The following is a 13,472-nucleotide window of genomic DNA, read 5'->3' on the forward strand; positions in this document are numbered from 1 at the left end:
TACTTGATTTTCTATATTATAATGGTAATGGCGAAACTGCGGAAGCAAAAATTTTCGCCGCGCGCACTCCTATTAAGAAAAAATAAACTCTTTACTTGATATTTACTTCAGATTCTTTATCATCAATCTCTCCAATCAAACTGTTTTCTTAGCATCTTTTTACTTTTTCTAGTTTCGAAAGAGGTCTAATGTTAATCTGCATCCTATTTCTTTTATATATTTATATTCTTATATCTAATCCAATTCAAATTGATTAAAATTAGGTGATGGTTGTTAATTTTTCAAAATAGGTCTATTCTCTTTCTCATTTATGTAACAAAGCTATTCTTTGTTAGAGTCATGAATCTATGTGATAAAGGTGAGATGATTTTAACCCATAATCAATATATGTGATCTGTAGTTTTAGGTAATGCAGTATTTTGGCTATATATCGTTGACATTATTTAGTAATTTTAGTAAAGTTTAGTATAGTTATTAGAGAGTAAGTTTTATGGCTACTTTTTTTTTAAAAGAGAAGCAAATTAGGAAACAATGGGTAATAATAGATGTGGAGGAAGTTGTCGGAGAGGAAGGCATAAAAAAAAGAGCAGTTGTTGGTAGATTAGCGTCTTTTGTTACAAAATTGTTACGTGGAAAACATAAGCCAGAATATACTCCTCATATGGACTGTGGGGATAATGTTATTATTGTTAATGCAGAGAAAGTTTTTTTTACTGGAAAGAAATTAAAAGACAAGATTTACTACAGGCATACAGGTTATGTTGATGGGTTAAAAAGTAGTGTTGCAGGCAATATTTTAACTGGAAAGTTTCCTGAACGTATATTAAAAATGGCTGTAAAGAGAATGTTAGGTACAGGTCCTATGGCACGTAGACATTTAGAAAATTTGCATATATATGCTGGACCTGATCATAAGCATCAAGGACAACAGCCTAAAAAAATAAATTTTATTTCTTTGAATTATAAAAATGGAAAGTAAGATGGTGGATTCTAATGTATCTATGGAAGAAAAAAAACTAAATTCAGCAATTGATTCTCTTGGTCGTGTTTACGCTACTGGGCGAAGGAAGAATGCAGTGGCGAGGGTATGGATAAAGCATGGTAATGGCAAATTTAATGTAAATAAAAAGGATAATTTGCTAGATTACTTCAAAAGAAGTTCGATTGTTCAGACAGTTACTATGCCTTTCACTGCAACTTCAACAATAAATGGTTATGACGTTTTTGCAACTGTACGTGGTGGCGGATTATCAGGTCAAGCAGGCGCTCTAGCACATGGAATAAGCAGGGCTCTCAGCAAGATGCATTCTGATTTACATTCAACGTTGCGTAGCGAGGGGTTTTTAACGCGAGACTCACGTGTTGTTGAGCGTAAAAAATATGGTCAACATAAAGCTAGGAAGAAGTGTCAATTTTCTAAAAGATAGCCTTTTAGATACTTTTCATGGTAATTCACAACAATTTATGTATTTGAGTATAATAATGAATGAAGTTCCAAGTTGTATCTATATAGTTACTTAATATTTTTAGGAAGAACGATAAGGTTTTTTTGTTAGGTGGTCAGTTTTTGTCACATTGTGTAATTAATAGTTATACTTCTAAGCAATTCAACAATACATTATTTAGCTTTAAAGCTATCTTATTCATAAGATGTTATGTGCCAGCAACTATCATCTCATCTATTTTAATAGTTGGTGAATTAAACTGTCCATAAAAACTCAAGTCATCTGCTACAATCAATCTACCAAACATCTCAATGAGATTACTTGCAATAGTAAACTCATGTATAGGATATGTTACAATGCCATTTTCTATAAAAAATCCGGATGCACCTTGACTATAATCACCGTTAATTAAGTTAATACCGAAACCAAATAGATCTGTTACATAAATTCCTTGCTTTACTGTTTGAATGAGATCATTGTATGAAATATGACCATTTTCGATATAAAAATTACTTGCTTCTGGTAGAACTGAAGCATTACTCATTCGTGAAGCATTACCTGTTGTTTTAAGGTTTAACTTTTTACTTGAATGTAAATCCAAAATCCAACTTAATAACACTCCATTTTCTATACATATGGTTTTCCTACTTTGCACTCCTTCTCCATCAAAAGGCCTTGACCATAAACCCTTATGTAATAACGGATCATCTATAATACAGATATTGTCGTTAAAGATCATAGTACCTAAACTTTTTAATAAAAAAGAACTGCTACTTGCTATATTATTACCATTTATAGCACTAGCAAAGCTTTTTACTAATTCTTTCGCTGCTCTTTTCTCAAAGATTACAGGAAATTTATTAGTTTTTACTGCACGCGCCCCTAGCTGAGCAACTGCTCTACTAGCTGCTTCTTTTCCTATTAATTCTGGTGATTTTAGATCATTAAAATTACAAGCTAAGTCATAATCATATCCGACCTTCATTTCCCTATTTCGACCTGCAACAACAGAGACCTGATTACTAAAAAAGGACTTGCTAAATGAGCTTAAAAATCCCGAAGTGGTGGAGAGCAGCATATTAGTGAGAGAATAAGAAGAACATGCACCTTCAGAGTTAATAATACTTTTATTTTCAAGGGCTGAGCTTTCTGCAAGATTAGTAATCCTTTTTAAATCTTCTATATTAATGCTGTTAGTATCTAAAATGCCTAGATTTTCAGTAGTATGGTGATCATCAACATAAAAATTAATATATGGATCTCTTTGAGCACTTTTTGCCATTTCTACTACTTGACTTATGACTTTATCAATGCTACTGAGATCATTGGTAGAAACATAGGCAGCTCTATCTTTTTCTGCAATAGCTCTAATGCCAACAGTGCAATTTTTTGCTTGAGAGATTTGCTCAATTTTTAAAAGGCGTTGAGACACAGAAATCTTATTAGTTTCATATATAACTACTTCTGCATCTAAATTTTGTTTTTTTATTGACTTCGTAATATCGTTTACAATATTTAATATATCCATCACTACAAAGCTTCCGCACCTCCTATAATTTCGATTAAATCAGTTGTAACAGCCGACTGGCGAGAGCGATTATAGATTAATGATAACTCACTCAGCATTTCTTTGGTATTTTTATTTGCTGATTCCATTGCAATCATTCTAGCACTGTTTTCACTTGCCATATTTTCAAGCAATGCAGCGTATAAACTCCCTGAAATATAATTTTTCATTAAAGATCTTAAAATAAACTTGATATTTGCTGGCTCATATTCATACTTATTATTGCATAACAAATTGTTATTGCAATATGGCAATGGCCTAATCAGCTCTAATGTTGGTTCTTGTACCATTGTATTATAAAACTTATTATAAAAGACTTTTACTCTGTCATACATCTGCAAATCTATATTAGCCATTAAATGCTCTATGTAATTAAGAGTCACACCATTGCTGCTTTCTCCCTTTAATATATTCTCTACATTATACCTAAATTTACCTAAATCATAAGCTTTCCTACCAAAAAATACAATTCCTACCTTTTTGCCACTAGAAATCAGCTTATCTATGTACTCATAACTGAACTTCAAAATTGAAGAATTAAAACTACCACATAAGCCACGATCAGATGCTATAATAAAAATTAGAAAAGAATCTCTACCTACTCCTAAGAATCTTTTTCTCAATTTCTCATCAGATATAGATAAGAAATAAGAAATTATCTCTTGTAATTTAGATACATAAAGCCTAGATTTTGATAATTTTTTTTGACTTTGTAATGACTTTGATGCAGAAACCATCTGCATCATTTTCGTAGTCTTTTGTATAGACTTTATGTTTTTAATTCTTAAGGATAGTTCTTTGAGTGTTACCAACTTAATAACTCTATAAAAACTTTAGCTAAAATATATACAGCTTTTAATTAAATAGCAAGCTTTTATAGCGTTATGTTTAGTAATATTCTGCTCATAGATACAACAATTTCCTTTATTTCTAATTTTTATTAAACATATGTTATGTCTACTTACCACTTCACTTCTTTCCTGATAAAGATCATGCCTTCCAAAGTTTCTTAATTGTTGTTTCTGAATAATTTCACTATCAAAATTACTCCAGGATGAGAATTGTAAGAGTTTAGATCATTACTTGCTTGCTATTTTTGCTAAAATTATTATAGAGAACTACCTTTTTTTGATAAAGAGTTAATATTGTATTAACTCTCGTGCACAAAAAGACAGAAAAAATTATGAAATAATAGTGCAGTGTACATGATGTGATATAGTAAAGCTTACCTCACTTAAAGTCGTTATTTAGATCAACGACGTTGATCTAAATAACCTTTATATCCTATTAAATGATGCTACTTCTGAATCGCTCTTCAGAAATAAGAACAAAGAAGGAAAATTTTTTTTGCTATAGAGAATATATGTGCTATAAAGACCATGACTGCTGAGTTTTTTGATTAAAGTTTTATCGTCATATGAAAAGTAAATACTCATTCATATAGACCTTAGATATTATAGAAGAATATCATGGCAAAAGACATTTACTACTAGAATCAAATGACACCCGATTGAACACTTAGAGTAGTTTTAATAGATTTTACTTTAACTTTTCTTCTTTAAATAACACATGCTTTCTTATTACAGGATCATATTTTTTAAATGATAGCTTAGTAGTGAGTGTTTTGGGGTTACGTCTCTTGACATAAAAATAACATGTTGGCTTTTCCTCTCCAGTATATGTTTTCTTTATTCCTGTACTTACTAACTTTATAAGAAGAGAAGCAGTTTTTTTAGCCATAAATTAACCCTACAGTAAAAATTATATTTTAATAATAAGCCATTTAGTTGTTTTAAGTCAATGTATTTTACGGGAATTTATTTATTGAACCTATCATATAAGTCTTTAGATAAATCTGTTTTTTCCCAGGAAAACTCTCCCATGCTTGTCGGTTCTTTTCCAAAATGTCCATAACAGGCAGTAGCTTTATATATAGGTCGATTAAGCGATAAATGTTTTATTATTCCTTTTATAGAAAGGTCTATATTGTTTTGAATGAATTTTATGATCTCTATTTCTTTTACTTTACCTGTACATAGAGTATCAATATAAAATGATGTTGGTTCTGCAATACCAATAGCATAAGAAAGCTGTACTAGACAACGTTCTGCTAAGCCTGCAGTTACAATATTTTTAGCAAGATATCTTGACATATATGCTGCAGATCTATCAACTTTTGTTGGATCTTTTCCAGAAAAAGCACCTCCTCCATGAGGAATATAACCACCATAAGTGTCAACCATAATTTTTCTTCCTGTTAAACCACAATCACCAATAGGTCCACCAATAACGAATCTTCCTGTAGGATTGACTAAAAAATTCTTTTCAGTACACATCCATCCTTCAGGAAGTGATGAAACAACATAGGGATATATTATCTCTTTCACTTCAAGCTGACCAAGATTCTCTGGATGCTGTATCGATACAATTACACTTTTTGCACAAATCGGAAAATTATTTTCGTACAGTAAAGTGATTTGTGATTTTGCATCTGGGCCAAGTTTAGGAATTTTCCCTATTTTTACAGCATGGGCTATATTTTTTAATATTAAATGTGCATAAAAAATAGGAGCAGGCATTAAATTTTCAGTCTCTATTGATGCATAACCGTACATTATTCCTTGGTCTCCAGCGCCTTGCTCATCCCTGTCAACACCGAGTATAATATCACTGGATTGCTTGTGTAAAAAAATGCTCACCATTACTTTCTGCCAATGAAACCCATCATCTTTATATCCAATATCTTTTATTATATTACGTACTATAGTTTCAATATCACTGTTCTGAATAGTAGGTCCAAATACTTCTCCTGCTATAATAACGTTATCTTTAGTCACTAAAGTTTCTATAGCAGTTCGTGATAACGGATGAGCAGAAATATAGCTATCCAATATAGCATCTGAAATTTTATCAGCTATTTTATCTGGATGCCCTGCTGCAACTGATTCGCTTGTTATTAGATGATTTTTATTTTTTTGAAAGATCATAATCATGACATATTTTTATATACAAATAGATGCTTTTTTATTAATCAGAATAAATGTTATTATGTAATTTTAAAGTACACTTTAAAACATAAATTATAAAAAACATAATTAAAAATTACATACTTTTTTAATTTAAAGTATAGTTAAAATTAAAAATGTAATATGAATTTATTTAATAGAGAGTGAGATCTATGGAAGTATTCTCTTTATTAGATTTATTTTAAGCCCAAACCACAAGAAAAGAGTGTAGGGGATAGTGAATTTAATATGCTAATCAAAACAGAGAAATATAAATGAGAAGGTTTATTGGTAATCTGTGTTTTGTATTTCTGGGATATAATCTTACAAATTTACTGTATACTTTGAAAATTCAGACCTATCAAAGGTTCAATATAATCTAAATAGGAAAACTTAAAATTTTGCATGCTGATAAAATATGGTAACAATCTTAGCATATGTGCCTAATAAGTTTTTATCACTTTGTAGAATCTTAAATTAAGAATATTATAAAAATCCCAGACAGTAAAACATAAAGTGTTTTTCATGCAGTAGAGCTTTGTAATAGACCTATTACATAACTCATCCAATCAATTCAAAGTTATAAATTTCAGCTTGAATCTCAAAGCAAAACGTTTTCGTCTATTTTGGTATTTATCTGTTATAACTTTAAACCTTTTTAATGGGCCAATCACATTTTCTATGACTACTCTCTGACTAGCAAGCTCTTTTCCTTTTTTCTTTAGTCCTTTTTCGTTTTCCTATCCGGCTTTCATGAATTTTTATAAACCTCTATATCTGCTAAAACCTTTAAAATATGCATTTTTGACTCTTTGAAAACCCGAAAATCATGCCGTTTATCGTTCGAAAAAGTCGTATAAACTGCTCTGTTTTTCTATTTGTATGCTATACTTTTTCCTGAATAAAATCTTTTTTCATGTCACTTTTTAAGAACTATTTTCGCCCTGGCAACACAAATTCCGGATGTTTTACCAGAGATCCATCGAATATTACGATAGTAAGCACTTTCACTTACTTCATAGCTTTACGTAATTATATCCGATATTTCCTCAAAAGCAAGAGGTCTCCCCATAATTTGGTTGATTTTCCTCCTTTGGCCTTCTTTTAGCTTCTGCAGCAATTAAAATCTCGGTCATTCTATTGGATGTTAATTGAGTTTTACTCTAGTTAATCGGCGAAATCCTTTGTCTTCCAACCTGCTTATTTTTTCAAACTTCATTACCACTCTCATGTTACTTTCTAGTGATTACAACCTTTAGTACAGTGATGCTAGAGGTCCAATATCATTTTTATATAATTACTGTTATGCTTAACAAATTAGCTATTTTTTTGACTTTGAAGACACACTCTTATAAAATATATATGCTAGTTAGGAATTAAAATACTTTAACTTTTTCTATAATTTTATAGAAATGGTCAAAGTCTAAGCTTGCACTACCAATTAAAACTCCAGCAAGACTTTTAATCTTCAGTAATATTTCTATATTTTGCGAATTAACAGAGCCACCATAGATTACAGGTTTTTGTTCAGTATTTAATTTGATGATTTTTATAACTTTTTCTATTAATTCATTGCTTGGTACAACACCTGTACCTATAGCCCATATTGGTTCATACGCTATAATATACTCATTACAGAAAGTAGGCAAACGTTCTTTACATTGATCGACTATTATTTCTTCTGTTCTTTCTTTTTCATAATCTTTAAGACTTTCCCCAATACAAATAATAGGACATACATTACATGCGAGTGCCATCTCTGCCTTTAGTTTTATTAGGTTATTACTTTCATTATTTCTTTCTGAATGGCCAAGTATTACATAAGTACATCCAAGGTCTTTTAACATTTCTGCACTAACTTCACCAGTATAGGAACCTGATCTTTTGTGATGGCAATTTTGTGCACCTATATTAACGCAGCCTGCTAAATTTATTCTATCTGGAAGTGATGTAAATGGTGGACAAATCACAAGCTTATGATTCATGGACTGATCAAGTAACTTACTGTTTAATTTACCAATAAAGCTCATGAATGTAGACCTAGTTCCATTCATTTTCCAATTTGCTACTACTAAAAAAGGCATTGCTTTATATAGTGGATAAGTGTGCCGGCTGTCGGACTTGAACTGACAACCTACTGATTACAAGTCAGTTGCTCTACCAATTGAGCTAAGCCGGCAAAACATGTAAAATATAATTATGCTTTATAGGACAGTCAACAAGTTTCTAATACTTATAGTATTAAGAATTTTAAACAAGTAAAAATTATGCAAACTAGAACAAAACTTATTTCAGCATTACATTAAAAATAGTGATAAAATTTGCATTGCTGTTATATATTATTACAGAAACTATTAATGGCAAGTCAGTGAAAAGAGTTTCAGTTTTAGGGTCTACAGGAAATATAGGAAAAAAAACTGTAGAATTATTAGCACAGAATTTAGAAAAATATCATGTGGAAGCACTTACTACTCACTCTAATTTTGAATTATTAGCTTTTCAAGCAAAGTTGCTTAAGGTGAAGCATGTTGCTATCGTCAATGAAGAATTTTATTTAGAGCTAAAGAATAGGCTATCAGGTACAAATATTAATATAGAAGTAGGTATTAACGGTTTAATGAACATTGCTTCATTTGCAGTTGATCTTTCAGTTGTTGCAGTTGTTGGAATTGCAGGACTCGAACCAGTTATGAGAATTATAGAAAGTGGAACTAAAGTAATTTCTATAGCAAACAAAGAGAGTATAGTTTGCGGAGGAAAATTATTATTTGAAAAAGCTAAAAAAAATAATGTAAGCATTATTCCTATCGATTCTGAGCACAATGCAATTTTTCAGATTCTAGAACATGGTAAAAAACATGTGGAGAAAATTATTCTCACTGCTTCAGGAGGGCCATTTTTAAATTCTACTTACCAAGAAATACAAAATTCCTCAATTGAACAAGTACTTACTCACCCAACCTGGGATATGGGTAAAAAAATCTCAGTTGATTCCGCAACTATGATGAATAAAGTTTTAGAAATGATAGAAGCGTATAATTTATTCAAAGTTAATGCAATCGAGGTAGTAGTTCATCCAGAGTCAATAGTGCATAGTATTGTGTCATACCAAGATGGATTTAATTTTGCCGTTTTAGCAGAACCTGATATGAAAATCCCCATTTCTTACGCTTTATCTTGGCCAGAGAGACAAAAGTTAAATTGTAAACTAGATTTAACTAAGCAGAAAAAATTAACGTTCATAAAGCCAGATCATCAGCGATTTCCTGCTTTAAAACTTGGATTTGAGATAATGAATTCTCACTCATTACATGCAAAAAGCATTGTGCTTAATGCAGCAAACGAAATAGCTGTAAATGCATTTTTAAATTCACAAATAAAATTTATGGATATAGTAAAAATAGTAGAATTAACACTTAATAAATTTACAAATAATTTTGAAATTGCTACATTGTCTAATATATTAGAAATTAATAAAGAAGCTCGAGTTATTTCTACTAAACATGCAATCAGCTATTGATTATTGTATAGACCAAGTACGTGAGTACGATAGAGATCACTTTATTTGCTCTCTATTTGTTCCTAAAAAATTTAGACACAATTATTTAGTACTTTATACGTTTAATATCGAAGTTAATAATATAATCTATAATACCAATGAAGCGATTGTAGCTTTTATACGCCTAAAGTGGTGGCATGAAAAAATAGATACAATCTATCAAAATAATCTTGTAACTGATAATCACAATATAGTAATAGCATTACAATATGTGATAAAGTCTGCAAATATACCATTATCTCTGTTCAAGGATTATTTAAATGGTTATGAACAAATGGTAGGATATACCTCATATAGAAATGTAGAGGAACTAGAAAAAATTGCAGTACAAACTACAGTTAATTTGATGAAGATAATAATTATTGCAACAACTACGATAGAACATGGAGATCAGATTGCATATCATTGTGGCATTGCTTGGCATCTGATGAATAATTTGCGTAATGCAAAATATTTTCAAAATAAAACATTGTTACTAAGTAATAAATTACACCAAAAATTAATAGTTGAAAAGGCTGAAAGCCATATAGTGACTACTGTACAGTTAGCAAAGAGTCTAAAAGCAATACACATAAAGTTACAAGCTGTACTTGCAGGGTTTTATTTAAAAAATATGCGCAAAAAGAAATTCAATATTTTAAATGGGGAGATATGGTCTATGTCGCCGATAATGCAGTTCAAGTTACTACTTCATTTCTTTAAAGTGAAATTTTGTAAAAACCTATTTTAGATAGAAGTAGAATTTGCTCAGTAAAATTAAGGTATTATTTATAAATAGTAGTATTATATAATAATTTGATTTACTTCTATAAGTATTATGTCTTCTCTATTTAGAAATTGTTGTTTAATGATATTGATACCTATCTACTCACTGGTTGTTTCGCAACAATCTTTTCTGGTTCTACCAAAAAAATCAAAATTGAAGTAGTAGAGATACAAACAATAATTTGATTAAAGGTATACATTGTATTATTCAGAGTCCGTCAGGTGCAGATTATTTTCTTAAGTCCAATCCAGGTACAATCACTGTACAGCGGTGGTCAGGGCTATTATCAATTGATTGCAAGAAATCTGGTTATAATAGGCTAGATACTATGGTGGAGGAAAGCTTTAATACTGTTACTTTATTAAATATAATATGGTGGCCAGGTTTTGCCGTTGACGCAGTTACTGGAGCTTATAAGAAATATCCATCATATTATCTAGTAGTTATGGAAAATTCTGATTGATATAATTTGGTATGTTAAAATCTAATGGACCAAAAAAATTAAAGTATATAATAGAAAATTATATACTAAAGTGCGCAAAGAACAAAGTAAGTAAAAATGAAGTGCGTCTTATTTTGAATTGGCGAAATATAGCTGGAACAGAAATAGCAGAATACACAAAGCCGCAAAAAGTATTGTTTGCAAAAAATGTAAATTCTGGTGTGCTACATTTGTTAGTTGTGGGTGGTGGTAAAGCACTAGAAATACAACATATGATTCCTATTTTAATAGAAAAAATTACAGTATTTTTTGGGTATAAAGCAGTATATAGCATAAGGATTACACAATATTGGCATTGACTTAGGTAGCAATATTATGTAGTTATAATAAGTGTTCTGGAATAATATGGTACATTATAATGAGTAGAATTTGTGGTTTAACTAATAGAAAAAAATCTTTTGGTAATAAGGTCTCTCACTCAAACCGTAAGACCAAACGTACTTTTTGTTTAAATTTGCATAAAGTTACTTTAATGAGTGACTTGTTAAATAAAAAGTTTAAATTTCGTATTGCATCGAGAACTTTAAGAACTATAGATTATAAAGGAGGTCTTGATTCTTTTTTATTAAATACTAAAACTAATAAGTTAAGTGAGGAAGCTCAAAAAGTGAAGAGGAAGTTAAAGAAGGCATTAGCAAAGCAAGAAGCTGCTTAATATGCATGGTAAACCTAATTGGTTAAGAGTTAAAGCTCCTACAGGTCAGGTGTTCAATGAAACTTTAAGTGCTGTTAAGTTATATAACTTAAATACTGTATGTGAGGAGGCTGCTTGCCCTAATATTGGTGAATGTTGGAATAAGCGTCATGCAACTGTAATGATTCTTGGTTCAGTTTGTACTCGTGCTTGTGCATTTTGCAATGTAGAAACTGGTATTCCTGATAAATTAGATCCTCACGAGCCAAAAAATTTAGCAAAAGCACTGGAAAAACTAAGTTTGAAGCATGTAGTTATTACTTCAGTTGATCGCGATGATTTACCTGATGGCGGTGCAAGTCATTTCATAAAATGTATAGAAGAAATTAGGAAGACATGCTTAAAAACAACTATAGAAATTTTAACTCCAGATTTTCTTAATAAAGAAGGTGCATTTGAAGCAATTGCTCTTGCTGCTCCCGATGTATATAATCATAACATTGAGACAGTACCAAGATTATATGCAAAAATAAGGCCGAGGGCTCGTTATTTTCACTCTTTATATTTGCTAAAAATAGTTAAGAGAGTTAATCCTAAAATTTTTACAAAGTCAGGATTTATGGTAGGGCTTGGGGAGAGCAAGGAAGAAATATTACAGGTAATGGATGATTTACGCAGCGCTGATGTTGATTTTCTTACGATTGGTCAATATTTACAGCCTACTCCAAGACATGCAAAACTTGATAGGTATGTGAGTCCAGAAGAATTTGAACATTTTAAGTATATTGCTTACTCTAAAGGATTTCGCATGGTAGCATCAAGCCCATTAACTAGATCCTCATATCATGCAGAAGAGGATTTTAAAAAGCTTAAAGCTTTGAATTAATTTTTTAAATTAAATTTGGCAAATATCCTGTTTTACAGTATAATGTAGATGTTATTAGGTAAATTATGAATGATATGTTAGTTGTACTTGATTTTGATAATACTATTGTAAATGGCCATATGCATGGTTATTTGGAAGGGAAATTTATTTCTCCAGATGAAAAAGAAGACTCTAAGATAAAGCAACAAGTTGAGAGTTTTTTAAAAGAAAAAGGTGGAATTAAGAATGAAAAAAAGCTCAAGGTTTTCCTTAAGGACTTGTTAAAAGAAGGAGTAAATGTTGCTATTGCATCGTTTACAAAATACACTCAACATGTAGAGTATTGCATAAAACATAATTTAGATTTAAGTGATGATGAAGCGAATAGTATCAAGGTAATAGGGTGGTTGCTAAATAATACACCAGATCAAAAAGATTCAAGAAGGAGTTCCAGTGGAAGTAATATACAAAAGCAGCATATATCAGAAGAAGGAAAGCCTAGAGAAAAAAAAAGAAAGCTTAGTTTGAATTTTGATCTTGCTGCTCAGGAATCTACTACCACAAAACAGGAATCTACGAGAGAAAAATATGGAAAGAACTTTCATATCTTATGTTTATTAAAGGAACACAAAAAAAAATATGGAGAGTTGCCAAAAGCAGTAGTATTACTTGATGATGATGAGAACAACATAAAATATATTAATGGTTTTAATGAAATGATTGATAGTTTATTAAAATCAGAAGATAAGTATGAAAAGAAATTACTTAACATTGATAATGAAAGAGCAAGTATTAATTTCACTAAGGAAGACATGAAAGGTATAAAATTCATTGGAGTCCTAGTGCCTAAAGATGTCATTAAGGACAATAATGAGAGTAAATATAATTTATTTAGAGCAAGCAGGAAACCTTGTTGTACCTGCAGCAACAGTGCTAGAGGAAGCAGAAGGTGAACATGTTATCAATAGACTAAAGACAGCAAATATATAGGTGGAACTGAAATACTTATACTTTTTATAATGATAGGGTTATAGTTTGTGATAATCTTTTTAGAAAAATGTTGCTTGCACTGTATACTTAATGTCAATACAATCGAATCTACAATATGGCTCTTGAGGGAAGAGACAGG

At 30.7% G+C, this 13,472-nt stretch carries 14 protein-coding genes, 1 tRNA gene and 1 pseudogene; 9 read left to right on the forward strand and 7 right to left on the reverse strand.

Annotation, left to right across the window (positions count from 1 at the left end):
* The first annotated feature begins 490 nt into the window (after positions 1–490).
* Together rplM and rpsI are read left to right on the forward strand one after the other, a co-directional pair.
* The gene (rplM, locus tag V6U76_RS00005) at positions 491–979 is read left to right on the forward strand and encodes a 50S ribosomal protein L13 (protein WP_333022906.1); all 489 of its coding nucleotides are present in this window, start codon (positions 491–493) and stop codon (positions 977–979) included.
* Positions 969–1,427, forward strand: a complete 459-nt coding sequence (gene rpsI, locus V6U76_RS00010; protein ID WP_333022907.1) for a 30S ribosomal protein S9 — start codon at positions 969–971, stop codon at positions 1,425–1,427. The genes rplM and rpsI overlap by 11 nt, the downstream gene beginning before the upstream one ends.
* 226 nt (positions 1,428–1,653) lie before the next feature.
* Here the strand turns inward: rpsI and V6U76_RS00015 are convergent, their stop codons facing one another.
* The 7 genes and pseudogenes from V6U76_RS00015 to V6U76_RS00045 all read right to left on the reverse strand — a co-directional run bounded on the left by V6U76_RS00015 (position 1,654) and on the right by V6U76_RS00045 (position 8,196).
* Entirely contained in the window at positions 1,654–2,973 is a 1,320-nt protein-coding gene (locus V6U76_RS00015; protein ID WP_333022963.1) for a TldD/PmbA family protein, read from the reverse strand.
* A 2-nt stretch (positions 2,974–2,975) separates the two neighbouring features.
* Complete coding sequence (gene atpG, locus V6U76_RS00020; RefSeq protein ID WP_333022908.1) at positions 2,976–3,824, reverse strand: ATP synthase F1 subunit gamma; 849 nt, start codon at positions 3,822–3,824, stop codon at positions 2,976–2,978.
* A gap of 727 nt (positions 3,825–4,551) precedes the next feature.
* Positions 4,552–4,752, reverse strand: coding sequence for a 50S ribosomal protein L33 (rpmG, locus tag V6U76_RS00025; RefSeq protein WP_333022910.1), 201 nt, complete (start codon positions 4,750–4,752; stop codon positions 4,552–4,554).
* A gap of 77 nt (positions 4,753–4,829) precedes the next feature.
* Entirely contained in the window at positions 4,830–5,999 is a 1,170-nt protein-coding gene (metK, locus tag V6U76_RS00030) for a methionine adenosyltransferase (protein ID WP_333022965.1), read from the reverse strand.
* A 587-nt stretch (positions 6,000–6,586) separates the two neighbouring features.
* A pseudogene (locus V6U76_RS00035) lies at positions 6,587–7,236 on the reverse strand (IS5/IS1182 family transposase).
* Between the two features lie 157 nt (positions 7,237–7,393).
* A complete protein-coding gene (locus V6U76_RS00040) occupies positions 7,394–8,101 on the reverse strand; it encodes a triosephosphate isomerase (RefSeq protein WP_333022911.1) in 708 nt (235 codons plus the stop codon).
* A 22-nt stretch (positions 8,102–8,123) separates the two neighbouring features.
* A tRNA-Thr gene (locus V6U76_RS00045) sits at positions 8,124–8,196 on the reverse strand.
* A gap of 189 nt (positions 8,197–8,385) precedes the next feature.
* On the opposite strand from V6U76_RS00045, the gene dxr reads away from it, so the two are divergent.
* The 7 genes from dxr to V6U76_RS00080 all read left to right on the forward strand — a co-directional run bounded on the left by dxr (position 8,386) and on the right by V6U76_RS00080 (position 13,296).
* A complete protein-coding gene (gene dxr / locus V6U76_RS00050; RefSeq protein ID WP_333022968.1) occupies positions 8,386–9,537 on the forward strand; it encodes a 1-deoxy-D-xylulose-5-phosphate reductoisomerase in 1,152 nt (383 codons plus the stop codon).
* On the forward strand, positions 9,521–10,306 hold the full coding sequence (locus V6U76_RS00055; RefSeq protein ID WP_333022912.1) for a squalene/phytoene synthase family protein: 786 nt from the start codon (positions 9,521–9,523) through the stop codon (positions 10,304–10,306). Before dxr ends, V6U76_RS00055 begins: the two co-directional genes overlap by 17 nt.
* A 217-nt stretch (positions 10,307–10,523) precedes the next feature.
* On the forward strand, positions 10,524–10,805 hold the full coding sequence (locus tag V6U76_RS00060) for a hypothetical protein (RefSeq protein ID WP_333022914.1): 282 nt from the start codon (positions 10,524–10,526) through the stop codon (positions 10,803–10,805).
* Between the two features lie 11 nt (positions 10,806–10,816).
* The gene (locus tag V6U76_RS00065; protein WP_333022915.1) at positions 10,817–11,143 is read left to right on the forward strand and encodes a DUF721 domain-containing protein; all 327 of its coding nucleotides are present in this window, start codon (positions 10,817–10,819) and stop codon (positions 11,141–11,143) included.
* Between the two features lie 59 nt (positions 11,144–11,202).
* Positions 11,203–11,499 (forward strand): 50S ribosomal protein L28, encoded by a 297-nt coding sequence (gene rpmB, locus V6U76_RS00070; RefSeq protein WP_333022917.1) that lies wholly within the window; start codon positions 11,203–11,205, stop codon positions 11,497–11,499.
* 1 nt (position 11,500) lies between these two features.
* Positions 11,501–12,364: a lipoyl synthase gene (gene lipA / locus V6U76_RS00075; protein WP_333022918.1), complete on the forward strand. Its 864-nt coding sequence runs from the start codon at positions 11,501–11,503 to the stop codon at positions 12,362–12,364.
* A 65-nt stretch (positions 12,365–12,429) separates the two neighbouring features.
* Positions 12,430–13,296: a hypothetical protein gene (locus V6U76_RS00080; protein WP_333022921.1), complete on the forward strand. Its 867-nt coding sequence runs from the start codon at positions 12,430–12,432 to the stop codon at positions 13,294–13,296.
* Positions 13,297–13,472: the final 176 nt, after the last annotated feature.

Origin of the sequence: Wolbachia endosymbiont of Pentidionis agamae (assembly GCF_036711655.1) — a bacterium.
GTDB lineage: Bacteria > Pseudomonadota > Alphaproteobacteria > Rickettsiales > Anaplasmataceae > JAZHPY01.

Coding starts and splice junctions, on each gene's coding strand:
- rplM (WP_333022906.1), top strand. CDS start 491: ATGGCTACTTTTTTTTTAAAAGAGAAGCAAATTAGGAAACAATGGGTA.
- rpsI (WP_333022907.1), top strand. CDS start 969: ATGGAAAGTAAGATGGTGGATTCTAATGTATCTATGGAAGAAAAAAAA.
- V6U76_RS00015 (WP_333022963.1), bottom strand. CDS start 2,973: ATGGATATATTAAATATTGTAAACGATATTACGAAGTCAATAAAAAAA.
- rpmG (WP_333022910.1), bottom strand. CDS start 4,752: ATGGCTAAAAAAACTGCTTCTCTTCTTATAAAGTTAGTAAGTACAGGA.
- metK (WP_333022965.1), bottom strand. CDS start 5,999: ATGATCTTTCAAAAAAATAAAAATCATCTAATAACAAGCGAATCAGTT.
- V6U76_RS00040 (WP_333022911.1), bottom strand. CDS start 8,101: ATGCCTTTTTTAGTAGTAGCAAATTGGAAAATGAATGGAACTAGGTCT.
- V6U76_RS00055 (WP_333022912.1), top strand. CDS start 9,521: ATGCAATCAGCTATTGATTATTGTATAGACCAAGTACGTGAGTACGAT.
- V6U76_RS00065 (WP_333022915.1), top strand. CDS start 10,817: ATGTTAAAATCTAATGGACCAAAAAAATTAAAGTATATAATAGAAAAT.
- rpmB (WP_333022917.1), top strand. CDS start 11,203: ATGAGTAGAATTTGTGGTTTAACTAATAGAAAAAAATCTTTTGGTAAT.
- lipA (WP_333022918.1), top strand. CDS start 11,501: ATGCATGGTAAACCTAATTGGTTAAGAGTTAAAGCTCCTACAGGTCAG.
- V6U76_RS00080 (WP_333022921.1), top strand. CDS start 12,430: ATGAATGATATGTTAGTTGTACTTGATTTTGATAATACTATTGTAAAT.